Origin of the sequence: Streptomyces sp. NPDC058872, from assembly GCF_042743065.1 — a bacterium.
In the GTDB taxonomy this organism is placed as follows: domain Bacteria; phylum Actinomycetota; class Actinomycetes; order Streptomycetales; family Streptomycetaceae; genus Streptomyces.
Window position 1 is genome coordinate 1 of sequence record NZ_JBHYMK010000003.1, and the last position, 16,049, is coordinate 16,049.

Consider the following 16,049-nt stretch of genomic DNA (forward strand, 5'->3'; position numbering starts at 1 on the left):
CGTCCACCGCGCCCGGGGCCGCCCCCGTACTGCTCCTGCTGCCGCTGCTAGAACAGCCGCAGCTTGTCGTCCTCGATGCCCCGCAGGGCGTCGTAGTCGAGGACCGCACAGCCGATGCCGCGGTCCGTCGCGAGCACCCGTGCCTGCGGCTTGATCTCCTGGGCCGCGAAGACGCCCTTCACCGGCGCCAGGTGCGGGTCGCGGTTCAGCAGCTCCAGATAGCGGGTGAGCTGCTCGACGCCGTCGATCTCGCCGCGCCGCTTGATCTCCACCGCGACCGTGCCGCCGTCCGCGTCGCGGCACAGGATGTCCACGGGGCCGATCGCGGTCGGGTACTCGCGGCGGATCAGGGTGTACCCCTCGCCGAGGGTCTCGATGCGGTCGGCGAGCAGCTCCTGGAGGTGCGCCTCCACGCCGTCCTTGATGAGGCCCGGGTCCACGCCCAGTTCGTGCGAGGAGTCGTGGAGGATCTCCTCCATCGTGATGATCAGCTTCTCGCCGGCCTTGTTGATCACGGTCCAGACGCCCTCCTCGCCGTCCGCGCCCTCCTTCAGGGTGCACGGCGGAGACATCCAGTTGAGCGGTTTGTAGGCCCGGTCGTCCGCGTGGATGGAGACGCTGCCGTCTGCCTTGACGAGGATCAGACGGGGCGCGGAGGGCAGATGGGCCGTGAGTCGGCCCGCGTAGTCCACGGAGCAACGGGCAATGACGAGACGCATGGTCGCCAACGCTACAAGACGGGCGCTCTTCCGCGCGATTCGGGCAGCAGACGGGGGTGATCGTTGGCCGAACACCCGTCGTTTATCAGCCGGTTGTATGCCCAATCTTCTGGTGCGGCCCGGACTGCGCGCTTACCGTGGAAGCTGGAGGTCGTCGTCCGTGCACGCTGCGTGGCGCACGGCCCGGCCTTCGTCCCTGCCCGCAAGGCCCCGTCCGCGGGGTCGCGAGAGGAGAACCCATGTCGCTCGACGTCTCACCGGCACTGTTGGAACAGGCCGAGCGAGGCGAGGTCGACGAAGCCGACTTCGTCGACTGCGTCCGGACCTCCCTGCCCTACGCATGGGAGATGATCAGTTCTCTGGTGGCCCAGCTGAAGGTGGACGGCGGAGAGTTCGCCGACAACCAGACGCCGCCGCCGAATGAGCAGGCACGTGGTCAGCTGCTGCGCGCACTTGCGAGCGATGCCATTCGTGGTGCGCTGCAGCGGCACTTCGGGGTGCGTCTCGCCTTCCAGAACTGCCACCGCGTGGCGGTCTTCCCGCTCGACCCGGCGGTGGACGAGCGCCTCGCCCGCTTCACGTCCGTCCGGGGACAGCTGCTGAACCAGTCGCCGGAACTGCGCGACTGCTGAGACATGGTGCTGCCGCTCCCCATCGCGGGAGACAGCGGGCGATGCGAGCCGACGCGCATCGCCGCGAAGAGGTGCCGGAGCGGCAGCACGGTCCGGGGCGTGGCGTTCTGTGCCCCCGCCACACCCCTCGCTCCCGTCTCGTCGGTGTCGTCGTCGCCCGCCGTCACACCAGCAGCGGCAGGACCTCCGCGCCGAGGCGCTGGACGTTCTCCTCGGTGTCCGCGAGGTCGCCCGACCCCTCCGCGAGCAGGGCGAAGCGGGTGATGCCCGTGCGCTCCGCGGTCGCCGCAAGCCGGTCCGCCGCCAGCCGAGGAGTGCCCACCGGGTGCAGCCCGCACAACAGTTCCGTGTATGCGACGGGGTCCCGCATCGCCCGGTGCCGTCCGTCCACCGTCACATGCGCGTCGAGCCCCTGCTTCAGCCAGCCCGGCATCGCCTTGACCAAGGACTCCGCCGCGTCCGCCGTCCGGTCCGCGAGCTGGGCGACCCCCGCCGAGACGTGGCAGCCGCCGATCCGGGCGACCTCGTCCGGGTCCCGTCCGGCCTCCCGGGCGCACCGGGCCCAGGCCGCGACCATCTCCGCCTTCTCCTCGTCGCCGCAGTGCATGCCCAGCAGCATCGGCAGCCCGCGTTCCGCCGCGAGCCGCACGCTCTTCGGCGAGGTGCAGGCCACCACCACCTCGGGGGAGGCCGCTCCGCCGATCAATTCGTCGGGGCGGGGCACCACCGGCACCTCACGGAAGGCGAACCGTTCTCCCGCGGCGTCCACCCGCGGCTCCGTCAGCCACCGCAACAGCAGGTCCAGCGATTCGGGGAAGCCCTTCTCGTACGCCTCCAGGCCCGCGCCGAACACCTCCAGGTCCACCCAGGGGCCGCCCCGCCCCACCCCGAGGGTGAACCTGCCGCCCGAGACCAGGTGCAGCAGCGCCGCCTGCTCGCCCAGGGCGACCGGATGGACGGACGGCAGCACGCTCACCGCGGTGCCGACCCGCAGCCGTCGGGTGCGGCCGAGGAGCAGCGCGGCCAGGGTCACGGCCGAGGGGCACACCCCGTACGGCACGAAGTGGTGCTCGGCCAACCAGACCGCATCGAGCCCCGCCTCCTCGGCTACCTCGGCGGTCCGCACCGCCCGGTGCAACGCCTCCCCTTGGCCCTGGCCCGGGAACTGGGCTGCCAGAACGAACGTACCCACGCGCATCGCCTTTTGCCTCCTTGCGGCCGACGCGTATCTCCCCTCGCACTGGCAACAACGTCTGACACGTGCCAAAGGCAACGGCCATCCGTGAAGTTCTTGCGATTTTCGGCTAAGCCGCTCCGGGCGCGGCCGGGGGCACCCGATGGCGGCCCGTAGGCTGGAGGGAACGGTCCGTGTCCCCCCGACCTTTGCGAGGTGCCCGTGTCCCCGCGTCACAACCGGTCCCGCCACCGCGGAAAGCCCGAGCCGCAGGGCGACCAGGGCGACCGGTACGGCGGTGCGCAGCGCACCGAGACCTGGCAGGGCGAGGAATGGAACGTCCGCCTGGTCGCCGGAGCCAGCGCCCCCGGCAAGCGCTACCGCTGCCCCGGCTGTGACCAGGAGATCCCGTCCGGCGCCCCGCACGTGGTCGCCTGGCCGGAGTACGGCGGAGTGGACGACCGCCGGCACTGGCACAAGGCCTGCTGGAACGCGAAGGACCGCCGCACCAGCAGGGTGCAGCGGTCCCGCAACGCGCCGAGGTACTGAGCCCCCGTCGAAGCCCTACACGTCCCGGCTGTTCAGCAGGGCGTAGGCACCGCCCAGCGCAGCGGCGACGACCACGGCCATGATCAGCAGCGGCTCCCAGCCCGCCGGGCCGGAATCGCCGAACGGGGCGGTCTCGCTGTACAGCGCGATCATCTGCGAGGGGATCGCGTAGGTGAAGAGGAACTTCTGCACCGACTGCAGCGCCTCGGAGAACATGAAGAGCGCCGCCACCAGCGGCAGCAGCAGCAGGCCGATCATCACCGTGATCGCGCCGGCCGAGTGCCGGATGAGCGTCCCCACCGCGAGGGACAGCAGACCGAGCAGGGCCAGGTAGCCACCCGCTCCGACGGTCGCCCGCAACCACTCGCCCGCCGTCGGCGTCGCCGCCTCGCTGACGATGGCCACCTGCACCACCGCCACCAGGGTCGCCATCACCGTGGTGACCGAGAACACCAGCAGGAAGAAGACGAGGGCCTTCGCCGTGAGCACCCGGGCCCGGCTCGGGCACGCGGTCAGGGTGGTGCGGATCATGCCCGTGCCGTACTCCGAGGCGATCGTCAGGACGCCCAGCGTGATCACGCAGATCGACGCGGGCAGCATCCCGAAGAAACCGAAGCCGAGCGCGGACTCCTCGCCCATCGGGGCGTCGGTGGCAGCGGCGATCGCCGCGATGCCCAGCCCGATGGAGAGCATCAGCAGGATCATGACGCCGAGCGTCCACATCGTCGACCGCACCGAACGGATCTTCGTCCACTCGGAGGCGAGCGCGTCACCGAGGTGCGCGGCGCGCACCGGGATGGGGGAGACGTAGGCCTGCGCCGCGGAGGCGTGGTGGGGAGCGGGGGCGGTCATCGGGCGTCCTTGGGGGTGTCGCTCGGCTGCGGGGGGTTCGGCCGTGCGCCGGCCGGAGGAGCGTACGGGCCGGGCGCGGGGGCCTGCGGAGCCCCGGCGTAAGGATTCTGTCCGGGCGGCGGCGGGGCGTACCAGCCCTGCAGCGGCACGTCCTGGACGGGCGGCTGCGGCGGCATCCCGTACCCCGGCTGGCCCGGCTGCAGCGGCTGCTGGAGATGGGCGAGGCGGTCGTCGGTGGAGCGGTAGTCCACGGCCCCCTGCGTCAGGCGCATGTACGCCTCCTCCAGGGAGGCCTGGTGCGGGGAGAGCTCCCAGAGCCGTACGTCCGCGTCGTGCGCCAGGTCGCTGATCCGCGGCAGCGGCAGACCCGTCACGCGCAGCGCCCCGTCCGGCTCGGACAGCACCTGGCCGCCGGCCTCGGTGAGGGCCGAGGTCAGCTTCTCGCGCTGCGCCGGCTCGGTTCCCGGGGTCCGCACCCGGGCGAAGTCGGCGGAGTTCGCCGAGATGAAGTCCTTCACGGGCATGTCGGCGAGCAACTGCCCCCGGCCGATCACGATCAGGTGGTCGGCCGTCAGCGCCATCTCGCTCATCAGATGGCTGGAGACGAAGACCGTGCGGCCCTCGGCGGCCAGCTTCTTCATCAGGTTCCGGACCCAGAGGATGCCCTCGGGGTCCAGACCGTTGACGGGCTCGTCGAAGAGCAGCACCTGCGGGTCGCCGAGGAGCGCCGCCGCGATGCCGAGCCGCTGCCCCATGCCGAGCGAGAAGCCCTTCGAGCGGCGCTTGGCGACGTCCTGGAGACCGACCACCCCGAGGACCTCGTCCACGCGCTGCGCCGGAATGCCGGCCAGCTGGGCGAGGGAGAGGAGGTGGCTGCGGGCGCTCCGGCCGCCGTGCACGGCCTTGGCGTCGAGCAGCGCGCCGACCTGTCGGGGCGCGTTCGGCAGCTGTCGGAAGGGGTGGCCGCCGATCGTCACGTGCCCCGCGGTGGGCCGGTCGAGCCCGAGGATCATGCGCATCGTGGTCGACTTGCCGGACCCGTTGGGCCCCAGGAAACCGGTGACGACACCGGGCCTCACCGTGAAGGAAAGGTTGTACACGGCCGTCTTGGCGCCGTAGCGCTTCGTCAGGCCGACTGCCTCGATCATTCTCCAGCCCCATCGACAGGTCGGTCGCATCCATGTCGGGGCGTGGCGGCCGTCGGCCGGAGCCCCCCGTATGAGTGAGGAGCTTATCCAGGCCTTGACGGTTCCGGCCAAGCAGAGAATGCCGTGGTACGCCCCCTAGGGGAAAACTCGGGGTTCTCCCCCAGGGGGTGGGGCGGGTGCGCCCGACGGTCAGGCGTCGCGCTTCCGCAGCACCAGATAGCCGCCCAGCAGCGAGGCCACCACCCACAGCACCATGATCCCGAGTCCGCCCCAGGGACCGTACGGCGTCTTGTCCGACCCCATCGCCTCCGGCACCACCTGCATGACCTTGGAGCCGGCCTGGTCGGGGAAGTAGCGGGCGACCTCCTTGGCCTTCGGGACCGCCGCGAGGATCTGCGAGATCAGGAAGAAGAACGGCATCAGGATGCCCAGCGACAGCATCGAGGAGCGCAGCATCGTCGCCACGCCCATCGAGAAGATCGCGATCAGGCCCATGTAGAGCCCGCCGCCGATCACCGCCCGCAGCACGTTGTCCGCACCGAGGGTGGTGCGGTGCTCCCCCAGCAGCGCCTGGCCCAGGAAGAAGGAGAGGAAGCTGGTCGCCACTCCCACGGCCAGGGCGAGCGCACCGGCCACCGCGACCTTGGAGAAGAGGAAGGAGGCCCGTTGCGGGACCGCCGCCAGCGAGGTGCGGATCATGCCCGAGGTGTACTCGGTCCCGACCACCAGGACGCCGAAGACCACCATGGCCAGCTGACCGAGCACCATCCCGGAGAAGCTGATCAGGGTCGGGTCGAAGGTCGCCCGCTCCACCTCGGAGAGGTTGTCGAACTGTGCCTTCATCAGGGCGCTCAGGGCCGCGCTCATCGCCACCGTGACGAGGAGGGCACAGGCCAGCGTCCAGACGGTCGACGACACCGTTCGGATCTTGGTCCACTCGGACTGGAGGACCGCGCTTGCCGCTGCCATCGATCAGGCTCCCTCGGAGGTCGTGCCCCATGAGGGGGCCGGCGCCGCGGCGCCGCCGTGTACGTCGGTCCCGTGCGCGTGGTACTCCACCGCGGCGGCGGTCATCTGCATGAACGCTTCTTCGAGGGAGGCGCGCTGTGCGCTCAGCTCGTGCAGCACGAGCCCGTTCTCCGCCGCCAGCTCACCCAGCTTCTCCGTCGTGGCCCCGTCCACTTCCAGGGTGCCGCCGCCCGCCTCCACCGCGAGGAAGCCGTTCGCGTGGAGCACGTCGCGCAGTCGCTCCTGCTGCGGCGAACGCATCCGCACATAACTCCGGGAATTCTGCTGGATGAAATCCGCCATCGACGTGTCGGCCAACAACTTTCCCTGCCCGATCACGATCAGATGATCTGCCGTCAGGGCCATTTCGCTCATCAGATGACTGGAGACGAAGATCGTCCGCCCCTCGGCCGCCAATGCCTTCATCAGATTGCGGATCCAGTGAATGCCCTCGGGGTCCAGACCATTGACGGGTTCGTCGAACATCAAGATCTCGGGATCGCCGAGCAGCGCCGAGGCGATGCCGAGCCGCTGCCCCATGCCGAGCGAGAAGCCCTTCGACTTCTTCTGCGCGACCGCCGTCAGACCCACCAGGTCGAGGACCTCGCCCACCCGGCTCGCCGGGATCCGGTTGGACTGCGCCAGGCACAGCAGGTTGTTGTACGCGGACCGGCCGCCGTGCATCGCCTTGGCGTCGAGCAGCGCCCCGATGTACTTCAGCGGCTCGTCCAGCTCCCGGTAGTGCTTCCCGTCGATCCGGACGGTCCCGCTCGTCGGGTTGTCCAGATCCAGCATCATCCGCATCGTCGTCGACTTGCCCGCCCCGTTCGGCCCCAAGAAGCCGGTGACCACGCCCGGACGGACCTGGAAGGACAGGTGGTCGACCGCCACCTTCGTCCCGTACCGCTTCGTCAGCCCCTCAAGCTCGATCATGCGCACCAACCTACGGGCGCGCAAAACCCTCCGCCACCGGAATGACGGAGGGTTCCGGGAGCTGCTGCCGAGCCGTTACCTCGACTGCTGGGCCGGGACGCCGGCGGCGCGCTCGTCGTCGATCGGCGAGCCGGCCGCCGCCACCGCGGCACCGGTCAGCGTCGCCAGCATCTCGCGGACGTTGGTCAGCTGCGCGTTGATCGAGTCGCGGCGGTTCGTCAGCGCCGCCAGCTCGCGCTCCGATTCCGAACGGATGCGGTCGGCCTTGGCGTTCGCGTCGGCCACGATGTCCTCGGCCTGGCGCTGCGCGGTCTCCACCGTCTGACGGGCCCGGCGCTCCGCGTCCGTGCGCAGCTTCTCGGCCTCCAGCCGGAGCTGCTCGGCGCGGTGCTCGATCTCGGCGAGGCGCTTCTCGGCCTTCGCCTGCCGCGAGGCCAGGTCGCGCTCCGACTGCTCGCGGCGCTTCGCCAGGTTCGTCTCGAAGTCCGCGGCGGCCTGGGCGGCCTTGGCGCGGGTCTCCTCGAAGAGGGCGTCCGCCTCCTCACGCTTCGACTGCGCGTCCTTCTGCGCCTCGGCGCGCAGCGTGTTGGCCTCGCCCTGAGCCTTCTCGACGATCCGGACGCCCTCGTCCTCGGCCTTGGCCTTGCGGTCGGCCGCGAAGGACTCCGCGTCGTTGCGCACCTGCTGGGCGGCCGACTCGGCCAGCTCGCGGTGCTGCTCGGCGGCGCGACGGGCCTCCTCGCGCAGGTCCTTCGCCTCCTCCTCGGCGAGCCGGAGGATCTTCTCGACCCGGGCGCCGAGACCTGCGTACGACGGCTCGGCGTCGGTCACCTGCGCCTGGGCGTTCTGCGTTTCGAGGTGGAGCTCCTCGATCCGCTTCTCCAGCGAGGTGATGCGGGACAGGGCGCTGTCACGGTCGGCCACGAGCTTGGTAATGCGGTCGTCCACCTGACCGCGGTCGTAACCGCGCCGCACGAGCTCGAAGCCGAAGGGGGAGGAAGTGTCGCTCATGGGGTTCCTGTCGAATGAGACCGGTGAGGTGTTAGAAGGAATCCTAGGGGCCGAAGCGGCGTGTCATCGAGCGTATGCCCGTTTGATCTGGAGAATGTCCAACCTTTTGAGTGGCTAGCCGTCCTGGGACTTGCCACTCGAACGAGTGGAACCCGCGGACGCGCCCGCCTTGGCACCGATCGGCCCGGACGATTTGCTCCCCCCGGAAGGAGCCTCGAAAGATTCCAACGCTTCGAGCACGTCCTGGACACGGGAGATCTCGGCATTGATGTCCTTGCGCCGTCGCGTCAGCGCCTCCAGCTTGAGCTGCCCCTCCGCGACCGTCTTCTCCGCCTCGGCCGCGGCCTCCGCCCGGATCCGCTCGGCCTCCGCCTTGATGGCCTCGGCCTCCGCGATCAGCGAGGCCTTCTTCTGCGAGGCCTCCTTGAGGAGCCCGTCCGCCTTGCGGACCGCGGCGATGCGGACCTTGCTCGCCTCCGAAGTCGCGTCGGAGACCAGCTCCTTCGCCTTCTCCTGCGCTTCGGCGCGCTGCTCCTCGGCCGCCTTCACCAGCTTGTCGACCCGCTCGCCGGCCGTCTTCATCTGCTCGGCCGTCTCGCGTCGCGCCCGCTCGTGCAGCTCCTCGATCTCCCCCTCGATCCGGCCCCGCAGCTCTTCGGCGCGCTCCCTTATGGCCGTCGCGTCGCTGCGCGCGCCGACCAGCAGTTCGTCCGCGTCCGTACGGGCCTTCTCCACCAGCGAGTTGCCCTCCACGGTCGCCTCGGCCACGATCCGCTCGGCCTCCTTGCGGGCCGCGCCGACCATGGTGTCCGCCTGCGACTCGGCCTCCGTGGTGGCGCGCAGCGCCTCCTCCCGGGCCTTGGCGATCAGGGTGTCGGCCTGTTCGGCCGCGTCGGAGCGCTTCCGGGCCCCGGCCTCCCGGGCCTCGTCCAGCGTCCGGTCCGCCTCCTCGCGGGCCTCCGTGCGCATCTGCTCGGCCGCCGCGGCGGCCTCCGCCTTCACCCGCTCCGACTCGGTACGGATCCGCTCCGCGTCCCGCAGGGCCTCGGCGATCGCCTCGGCCCCCTCGGAGCGCAGCCGTTCCGCCTCCTCCGCGGCGGCGTCGACCGTCCGGCCCGCTTCGGCACGGGCGTCCGCGCCGACCGAGTCGGCCAGCTCGGCGGCCTCGTTCACGATCCGTTCGGCTTCGGTGGTGGCTTCGCCGATGAGGGTGTCGGCCTGTTCGGCGGCGTCGGTGCGGCGCTTGTCGGCGGCCTTGCGGGCCTCGTCCAGGATCTGGTCGGAGTCCGCGAGCGCGGCGTTCCGCAGGGCCTGCGCATGTGCTTCGCCGTCGGCCTTGACCTGTTCGGCTTCGGTGCGCAGCCGCTGGGACTCCTGCTCGGCGTCGTGCAGGAGCTCGGTGGCTTCGGTGGTGATGCGTTCGGCTTCGGTGGTGGCTTCGCCGATGAGGGTGTCGGCCTGTTCGGCGGCGTCGGTGCGGCGCTTGTCGGCGGCCTTGCGGGCCTCGTCGAGGAGCTGCTCGCCCTCGGTCCGGGCTTCGGCCCGGAGGGCTTCCGCCTGTGCTTCGCCGTCGGCCTTGACCTGTTCGGCTTCGGTGCGCAGCCGCTGGGACTCCTGCTCGGCGTCGCCCAGGAGCTCGGCGGCCTCCGCGGCGATCCGCTCGGCCTCCGCACGGGCCTCGCCGACCGTCGCCTCGGCGCGCTCGGCGGCCTCCGAACGGATCCGGTTCGCGTCCTCCCGGGCGTCCGCGCGGCTGCGGGCCGCGTCCTGCTCGGCCGAGGCGAGCGCATCGGTCGCCTCGGTCCGCACCCGCTGCGCGTACTCGGCGGTGTCCGTCCGCAGCTTCTCCGCCTCGGTCAGGGCCTCCCTGACCGTCCGCTCGGCCAGCGCCTTCGCGGCCTCCGACTCCTCCTGGGCGCGCTCCCGCGTGCGGACGGCGTCCTGGGACGCCCGCTCGCGCTCCTCGTACGCATCGGCGCGGACCCGGTCCGCCTCCTCCTGCGCCTCGGTCCGCGTCCGCTCGGCCGCGTGCTCGGCGGCCGAACGCAGCCCGGAAACCTCCTCCTCGGCCTGCTCGCGCAGGCCCGCCACCGCGTCCCGCACCTCCTGCGCGGCCTGCTCGGCCGCGGCGACCATCCCGGTCGCCCGGGCTTCCGCCTCCTCGACCAGGCGCTGCGCCTCGGCCTGCGCCTCCTCGACGCGCTTGCGGGCGGCGGCGAGCAGCTCCTCGGACTGTTCGCGGGCGTGCTCGCGCTCCCGGCCGGCCTGGGAGCGGGCCGACTCCAGGGTCTCCTCCGCCTCCCGGCGTCGCCGCGTCGCCTCCTCCTGGGCGGCGGCCAGCGCCTCGGCGGCCTCGGCGGCCACCCGCTCGGCGGCGGCGGCGGCTTCGGCCCGCAGCCGGTCGGCGGTCTCCTGGGCCTCCGACCGCAGGCGCTCCGCCTCCTCGGACGCCTCCGTGCGGAGCCGCACCGCGGCGCCCTCCGCCTCGGTGCGCGTGGTGGACGCGTCCGTCGCGGCCTCGGCACGCAGCCGTTCGGCCTCCTCCTCGGCCTGCTCCCGCAGGGAGCGGATCCGTCCGGCGGCCTCGGTCCGCAGGCGTTCCGTCTCCTCGGCGGCCTCGCGGCGGATCAGCTCCGCCTCGGCCCGGGCGTCGGCGAGCTCCTCCCCGGCGGACGCCACCTTCGCATCGGCATCGGCCTGCAGCCGGGCCAGCTCCTGGGCGGCTTCCGAGCGGCGCGCCTCGGCGGCCCGCTCGGCGTCCGCACGCACCCCGGCGGCGGCCCGCTCCGCCTCGGCCCGCACCGCCTCGGCCTGGTCATCGGCCTCGGCACGCAGCCGCTCGGCCTCGGCGCGGGTGCGCTCCAGGGTCTCCTCGGCCTGGGTGCGGAGCGTCTGGGCGCGCTCCATCGCCTCCGACTTGACCCGTTCGCCCTCCGCGCCGGCCTTGGCGCGGAGCTCGTCGGCGTCCGTGCGGGACTTGGTGAGGAGCTCCTCGGCGGTCTTCGCCGCCTCCTCGATCTGCTGGAGGGCTTCGCGCCGGGCTTCGCCGCGGATCCGCTCGCCCTCGTCGACGGCTTCGGCGCGCAGCTGCTCCGCCTCGCCGCGCAGTCGACGCGCCTCCTCCTGGAGCTCGACGGTCTTGGCGCGGTACTCCTTGGTGTCGTCCTTGGCCGAGCCGAGTAGTTCGTCGGCCTGCTCGCCGGCCTCGGCGCGCAGCCGGTCGGCCTCGGTCTCGGCCTCGCGGCGGACCCGCTCGGCCTCCTCGGCTGCCTTGCGGGTGGTTTCGCGGGCCTCCTCGGACGCCTTGCTGAGGATCTCCTCGGCGCTGCGGGCGGCCTTGGCGAGTGCGGCGGCCGAGTCCTCGGCGGCGGCGGCGCGGGCCTTCTCGGTGGCTTCCGTGACGAGCTTCTCCGCCGCGGCGTTCGCCTCGCGGAGCTTCTCCTCGGCCTCTGCCTTGAGGGCTTCGGCGTCCTTGGTGGCCTCGCCGACGAGGCGGGCGATCTCCACCTTGGCGGTGCGGGTGCGCTGCTCGTTGACCGACTCGGCGGAGGCGAGCTGCTTGGCGGCGGCTTCCTTGGCCTCGGCGAGGGACTTCTCGGCCTCGGTGCGGGCGAGCCGGAGCTTCTCCTCGGCCTCCTGCATGCGCTGTTCGGCGGCGCGGGAGAGCTCGGTGGCCTGCCGGCGGGCCTGGTCGGTCTCGGCGGTGGTGGTGGTGCGGAGCCGCTCGGCGTGGCTGGTGGCCTCCTGGGCCTGGCTGGAGGCGGTGCTCAGGAGCCGCTCGGCGTCCTTGCGGGCCCGCAGCAGGATCGCCTCGGCCTCGGCGCGGGCGGCCTCCGCCTCGCTGCCCACCCGGCGGCTGGTCTCCTCGGCGAGCCGGTTCGCCTCGGCGCGGGCGGTGGCGAGCGCCTGCTCGGCCTCCGCGCGGGACTCCTCCATCAGACGGCGGGCCTGGGCCTCCGTACGGGCGCGGAGCTGCTCGGCCCAGGCGACGTTCTCGTTGACGTGCGCCTCGACGGTCTGGCGGCGCTCGTTGAGTTCCTGGTCGAGCTGCTGGCGGCGCTGGACGGCTTCGTTGTGCAGTTCGGCCTGGAGCCGCGCCTGGTGCTCGGCGTGCTCCTGGAGGATGCGCTGGGTCTGGGCGCGGGCCTCGCGCAGTTCCCGCTCGGCGTCCTGGCGGAGCTGCTCGGCCTGCGCCTGTGCGTTCCGCAGCAGCTGCTCGGCCTGGTAGCCGATGTCGGCGCTGTCGTACGCGGGCCGGGACGCGATGGTGCGGCGCGCCTCGTGGAGCTTGGCGCGCAGCACCTCGACCTGGTAGCCGAGGTCCTCGGCATGCTGGACGGCCTTCTCGCGCTCCGTCTTCAGCCGGTCCATCTCGGCTTCGAACCTGGCGAGATGGTCGTCTTCAGCTCGGTGGCTCTCCTGGCGTTCGTAGCCCCGCACTGCGCGGTCCCATCCTTCCCCGAGCTCTTCGAGCAGGGGAGACCCCAACCCTGGTCGCAACACTCCAACGAGCACGCCCTCACGGCTGAGGACGGCCCCCCCGGGAAATGGTGACAGATCGGGTGACCCCGACATTCCGACTTCGATGCCGCGCGGGTGGTCCCGACCGGCCCCGGCCCGGAGTCGCCCACTCTACCGGGCCAGGAATCCTGAGGTCAGTGCTCCGCTGAGGAGTGGTCAGCGGAGGGCTCCGCCGAGGTGACCAGTTCCGTGAGGACGCCGTGGCAGTCCTTGGGGTGGAGGAAGGTGATCCGGGAGCCCATGGAGCCGATCCGCGGCTCGTCGTAGAGGACCCGGACGCCCTTGGAGCGGATGGCCTCGGCGTCCCCGTCGACGTCGGCGGTGCCGAAGGCGATGTGGTGGACGCCCTCGCCGTTCTTGGCGAGCCACTTGCCCACCGCGGAGTCCTCCCGGGTCGGCTCCAGGAGCTGGAGGTAGGAGGCCCCGCCGTCCGAGGTCTCGTTGATCTTGAGCATGGCCTCGCGGACGCCCTGCTCCTCGTTGACCTCGGTGTGGAAGACCTCGAAGCCGTAGGTCGCGCGGTAGAACTCGACCGTCTTGTCGAGGTCGAAACAGGCGATTCCGATGTGGTCGATTCGCGTCAGCATGCTTCCAGTGCAGCGCCGGGAGGGTGGTTACGCAACGTGCGCGCGATCACACCATCGGGCCGGTGACCCGGTGCGGCACCGCTCAGTACATTGGCAGTAAACCCTCGTTCACTCCTCATCCCAAGGGGCTGTGCCTCATGTCTGGAACGACCGGTACCACCTCAGTGATCGTCGCTGGCGCCCGCACGCCCATGGGGCGCCTGCTCGGCTCGCTCAAGTCCTTCTCGGGCGCCGACCTCGGCGGCTTCGCCATCAAGGCGGCCCTCGACCGGGCCGGCATCGGCGGCGACCAGGTGCAGTACGTGATCATGGGGCAGGTGCTCCAGGCGGGTGCCGGGCAGATCCCCGCCCGCCAGGCCGCCGTCAAGGCCGGCATCCCGATGAGCGTTCCGGCGCTCACCATCAACAAGGTGTGCCTCTCCGGCCTCGACGCCATCGCCCTTGCCGACCAGCTCATCCGCGCGGGCGAGTTCGACGTGGTCGTCGCCGGCGGCCAGGAGTCGATGACCAACGCCCCGCACCTGCTGTCGAAGTCCCGCGAGGGCTTCAAGTACGGCGCCGTCGAGATGCTCGACGCCATGGCGTACGACGGTCTCACCGACTCCTTCGAGGGCATCGCCATGGGCGAGTCCACCGAGAAGCACAACACCCGCCTCGGCATCAAGCGCCCCGAGCAGGACGAGATCGCCGCCCTCTCGCACCAGCGCGCCGCCGCCGCCCAGAAGAACGGCATCTTCGAGGCCGAGATCACCCCGGTCGAGATCCCGCAGCGCAAGGGCGAGCCGGTCGTCTTCTCCAAGGACGAGGGCATCCGCGCGGAGACCACCGCCGAGTCCCTCGGCAAGCTCCGCCCGGCCTTCGCCAAGGACGGCACCATCACCGCCGGAACCTCCTCGCAGATCTCCGACGGCGCCGCCGCCGTCGTCGTGATGAGCAAGGCCAAGGCCGAGGAGCTGGGCCTGGAGTGGATCGCCGAGATCGGTGCCCACGGCAATGTCGCGGGCCCGGACAACTCGCTCCAGTCGCAGCCGTCCAACGCGATCCTGCACGCCCTGAAGAAGGAGGGCCTGGCCGTCGGCGACCTCGACCTGATCGAGATCAACGAGGCCTTCGCCGCGGTCGCCGTCCAGTCAATGAAGGACCTCGGCGTTACCCCCGAGAAGGTGAACGTCAACGGCGGTGCGATCGCCCTCGGCCACCCGATCGGCATGTCCGGCGCCCGCCTCGTGCTCCACCTCGCCCTGGAGCTCAAGCGGCGCGGCGGCGGCGTCGGCGCGGCGGCCCTCTGCGGCGGCGGCGGCCAGGGCGACGCGCTGATCGTTCGCGTGCCCGGCGTTTCCGGCAAGTAAGCACGCAGCTACCCGAGGAGCAGCGCAGATGGTGGACGTCCTCGAACTGGTCGCCTTGGCACGGGAGGGCCGGCCGCGTGCGGTGGCCCGGCTCATCTCCCTCGTGGAGGGGGCGTCCCCACAACTGCGCGAGGTGATGGCGGCGCTCGCGCCGCTCACCGGCGGCGCGTACGTGGTGGGCCTGACCGGCTCGCCGGGCGTGGGGAAGTCCACGTCGACGTCCGCCCTGGTCTCCGCGTACCGCAGGGCGGGCAAGCGCGTCGGCGTGCTGGCCGTCGACCCGTCCTCGCCGTTCAGCGGGGGAGCCCTGCTGGGCGACCGGGTCCGGATGTCGGAGCACGCCTCCGACCCGGGCGTCTACATCCGCTCCATGGCGACCCGGGGCCACCTGGGCGGCCTCGCCTGGTCGGCCCCGCAGGCCATCCGGGTCCTGGACGCGGCCGGCTGCGAGGTCATCCTGGTGGAGACGGTCGGCGTCGGACAGTCGGAGGTCGAGATCGCCTCCCAGGCCGACACCTCCGTGGTGCTGCTGGCTCCGGGCATGGGCGACGGGATCCAGGCCGCCAAGGCGGGCATCCTGGAGATCGGCGACGTCTACGTGGTGAACAAGGCCGACCGGGACGGCGCGGACGCCACCGCCCGCGAGCTCAACCACATGCTGGGCCTCGGCGAGGCGCGGGCGCCGGGCGACTGGCGACCGCCGATCGTCAAGACGGTCGCGGCGCGCGGCGAGGGCGTCGACGAGGTCGTGGAGGCCTTGGAGAAGCACCGTGCCTGGATGGAGGAGCACGGGGTCCTCGCGGAGCGCCGCCGGGCCCGGGCCGCCCGCGAGGTCGAGACCATCGCGGTCACGGCCCTGCGCGAGCGGATCGGCGACCTGCACGGCGACCGGCGCCTCGACGCCCTCGCCGAGCGGATCGTGGCGGGTGACCTCGATCCGTACGCGGCCTCCGACGAACTGGTCATGAGCCTGACGGGCGGCTGAGTCCCGGGACGCGGGGAAGGGCTCCTCCGGAAAACCGGAGGAGCCCTTCCCCGTTCTCTGTCAGGTCACGGCTTGCCGCGCCGGCCGCGGAGCTGGTCCGCGATCGGCTTCAGCGACTCGTGGAGGTCGCCGAGCGCCTCGCCGCTGAGCTGGTCGATGAAGTGCTTGCGCACGGATTCGACGTGGTGCGGGGCGACCTTCCGCATGGTGTCCATGCCGAGGTCGGTGAGCACGGCGTAGAGGCCGCGACGGTCGGACTCGCAGTTCTCGCGACGCACCAGGCCGGCGTTCTCCATGCGGGTGATCTGGTGGGAGAGCCGGCTCTTCGACTGGAGGGTGGCCGCGGCGAGGTCGCTCATGCGCAGCCGTCGCTCCGCCGACTCCGAGAGGTTCACCAGGATTTCGTAGTCGTTCATCGTCAGGCCGAAGGGCTGGAGGTCCCGCTCCAGCTGGTACGTCAGCATTCTCTGGACGTCCAGGAACGTGCGCCAGGCGCACTGCTCCCCGTCGGTGAGCCAGGGGGTGGCGGTCTCGGTCTCCATGAGTGGATTCTACCTAAGAAGTTGAATATTTTACGAAAC

The 16,049-nt window shown here is 71.7% G+C and carries 14 protein-coding genes; 4 read left to right on the plus strand and 10 right to left on the minus strand.

The genetic code is table 11. The annotated features are described in order from the left end of the window. Positions 1-47 precede the first annotated feature (47 nt). A complete protein-coding gene (nucS, locus tag ACFW22_RS02235; RefSeq protein ID WP_386397579.1) occupies positions 48-719 on the minus strand; it encodes an endonuclease NucS in 672 nt (223 codons plus the stop codon). A gap of 239 nt (positions 720-958) precedes the next feature. Between nucS and ACFW22_RS02240 the strand changes: the two genes are divergently transcribed. After that, entirely contained in the window at positions 959-1,351 is a 393-nt protein-coding gene (locus tag ACFW22_RS02240; protein WP_017236120.1) for an SCO5389 family protein, read from the plus strand. A 163-nt stretch (positions 1,352-1,514) separates the two neighbouring features. Here the strand turns inward: ACFW22_RS02240 and ACFW22_RS02245 are convergent, their stop codons facing one another. Further along, positions 1,515-2,549, minus strand: a complete 1,035-nt coding sequence (locus tag ACFW22_RS02245; protein WP_386397583.1) for an LLM class flavin-dependent oxidoreductase — start codon at positions 2,547-2,549, stop codon at positions 1,515-1,517. A gap of 198 nt (positions 2,550-2,747) precedes the next feature. Here ACFW22_RS02245 and ACFW22_RS02250 point away from each other — a divergent pair, with 198 nt between their 5' ends. Further along, positions 2,748-3,074 carry an ATP/GTP-binding protein gene (locus tag ACFW22_RS02250; protein ID WP_386398013.1) on the plus strand — a complete coding sequence of 109 codons (327 nt, stop codon included), beginning with the start codon at positions 2,748-2,750 and terminating at the stop codon, positions 3,072-3,074. Between the two features lie 15 nt (positions 3,075-3,089). Here the strand turns inward: ACFW22_RS02250 and ACFW22_RS02255 are convergent, their stop codons facing one another. The 7 genes from ACFW22_RS02255 to mce all read right to left on the minus strand — a co-directional run bounded on the left by ACFW22_RS02255 (position 3,090) and on the right by mce (position 13,134). Further along, a complete protein-coding gene (locus tag ACFW22_RS02255) occupies positions 3,090-3,926 on the minus strand; it encodes an ABC transporter permease (RefSeq protein ID WP_386397589.1) in 837 nt (278 codons plus the stop codon). Continuing rightward, complete coding sequence (locus tag ACFW22_RS02260; protein WP_386397592.1) at positions 3,923-5,074, minus strand: ABC transporter ATP-binding protein; 1,152 nt, start codon at positions 5,072-5,074, stop codon at positions 3,923-3,925. The genes ACFW22_RS02255 and ACFW22_RS02260 overlap by 4 nt, the downstream gene beginning before the upstream one ends. A 189-nt stretch (positions 5,075-5,263) precedes the next feature. Further along, positions 5,264-6,043 carry an ABC transporter permease subunit gene (locus ACFW22_RS02265; protein WP_386397595.1) on the minus strand — a complete coding sequence of 260 codons (780 nt, stop codon included), beginning with the start codon at positions 6,041-6,043 and terminating at the stop codon, positions 5,264-5,266. Between the two features lie 3 nt (positions 6,044-6,046). After that, the gene (locus ACFW22_RS02270; protein WP_386397597.1) at positions 6,047-7,015 is read right to left on the minus strand and encodes an ABC transporter ATP-binding protein; all 969 of its coding nucleotides are present in this window, start codon (positions 7,013-7,015) and stop codon (positions 6,047-6,049) included. Between the two features lie 75 nt (positions 7,016-7,090). Continuing rightward, a complete protein-coding gene (locus ACFW22_RS02275) occupies positions 7,091-8,026 on the minus strand; it encodes a cellulose-binding protein (RefSeq protein ID WP_386397600.1) in 936 nt (311 codons plus the stop codon). Positions 8,027-8,140: 114 nt separating this feature from the next. Next, positions 8,141-12,466, minus strand: coding sequence for a polarized growth protein Scy (scy, locus tag ACFW22_RS02280; RefSeq protein ID WP_386397603.1), 4,326 nt, complete (start codon positions 12,464-12,466; stop codon positions 8,141-8,143). 215 nt (positions 12,467-12,681) lie between these two features. Beyond that, on the minus strand, positions 12,682-13,134 hold the full coding sequence (mce, locus tag ACFW22_RS02285) for a methylmalonyl-CoA epimerase (RefSeq protein WP_015036233.1): 453 nt from the start codon (positions 13,132-13,134) through the stop codon (positions 12,682-12,684). A gap of 137 nt (positions 13,135-13,271) precedes the next feature. Between mce and ACFW22_RS02290 the strand changes: the two genes are divergently transcribed. Together ACFW22_RS02290 and meaB are read left to right on the plus strand one after the other, a co-directional pair. After that, the gene (locus tag ACFW22_RS02290; protein ID WP_386397606.1) at positions 13,272-14,483 is read left to right on the plus strand and encodes an acetyl-CoA C-acetyltransferase; all 1,212 of its coding nucleotides are present in this window, start codon (positions 13,272-13,274) and stop codon (positions 14,481-14,483) included. A 28-nt stretch (positions 14,484-14,511) separates the two neighbouring features. Then, on the plus strand, positions 14,512-15,468 hold the full coding sequence (gene meaB, locus ACFW22_RS02295) for a methylmalonyl Co-A mutase-associated GTPase MeaB (protein ID WP_386397608.1): 957 nt from the start codon (positions 14,512-14,514) through the stop codon (positions 15,466-15,468). A 65-nt stretch (positions 15,469-15,533) separates the two neighbouring features. Here meaB and ACFW22_RS02300 read toward each other — a convergent pair whose 3' ends face one another. Beyond that, positions 15,534-16,010: a MarR family winged helix-turn-helix transcriptional regulator gene (locus ACFW22_RS02300; protein ID WP_386397611.1), complete on the minus strand. Its 477-nt coding sequence runs from the start codon at positions 16,008-16,010 to the stop codon at positions 15,534-15,536. Positions 16,011-16,049: the final 39 nt, after the last annotated feature.

Coding starts and splice junctions, on each gene's coding strand:
- ACFW22_RS02245 (WP_386397583.1), bottom strand. CDS start 2,549: ATGCGCGTGGGTACGTTCGTTCTGGCAGCCCAGTTCCCGGGCCAGGGC.
- mce (WP_015036233.1), bottom strand. CDS start 13,134: ATGCTGACGCGAATCGACCACATCGGAATCGCCTGTTTCGACCTCGAC.
- ACFW22_RS02255 (WP_386397589.1), bottom strand. CDS start 3,926: ATGACCGCCCCCGCTCCCCACCACGCCTCCGCGGCGCAGGCCTACGTC.
- ACFW22_RS02260 (WP_386397592.1), bottom strand. CDS start 5,074: ATGATCGAGGCAGTCGGCCTGACGAAGCGCTACGGCGCCAAGACGGCC.
- ACFW22_RS02290 (WP_386397606.1), top strand. CDS start 13,272: ATGTCTGGAACGACCGGTACCACCTCAGTGATCGTCGCTGGCGCCCGC.
- ACFW22_RS02240 (WP_017236120.1), top strand. CDS start 959: ATGTCGCTCGACGTCTCACCGGCACTGTTGGAACAGGCCGAGCGAGGC.
- meaB (WP_386397608.1), top strand. CDS start 14,512: ATGGTGGACGTCCTCGAACTGGTCGCCTTGGCACGGGAGGGCCGGCCG.
- nucS (WP_386397579.1), bottom strand. CDS start 719: ATGCGTCTCGTCATTGCCCGTTGCTCCGTGGACTACGCGGGCCGACTC.
- ACFW22_RS02275 (WP_386397600.1), bottom strand. CDS start 8,026: ATGAGCGACACTTCCTCCCCCTTCGGCTTCGAGCTCGTGCGGCGCGGT.
- ACFW22_RS02265 (WP_386397595.1), bottom strand. CDS start 6,043: ATGGCAGCGGCAAGCGCGGTCCTCCAGTCCGAGTGGACCAAGATCCGA.
- ACFW22_RS02270 (WP_386397597.1), bottom strand. CDS start 7,015: ATGATCGAGCTTGAGGGGCTGACGAAGCGGTACGGGACGAAGGTGGCG.
- ACFW22_RS02300 (WP_386397611.1), bottom strand. CDS start 16,010: ATGGAGACCGAGACCGCCACCCCCTGGCTCACCGACGGGGAGCAGTGC.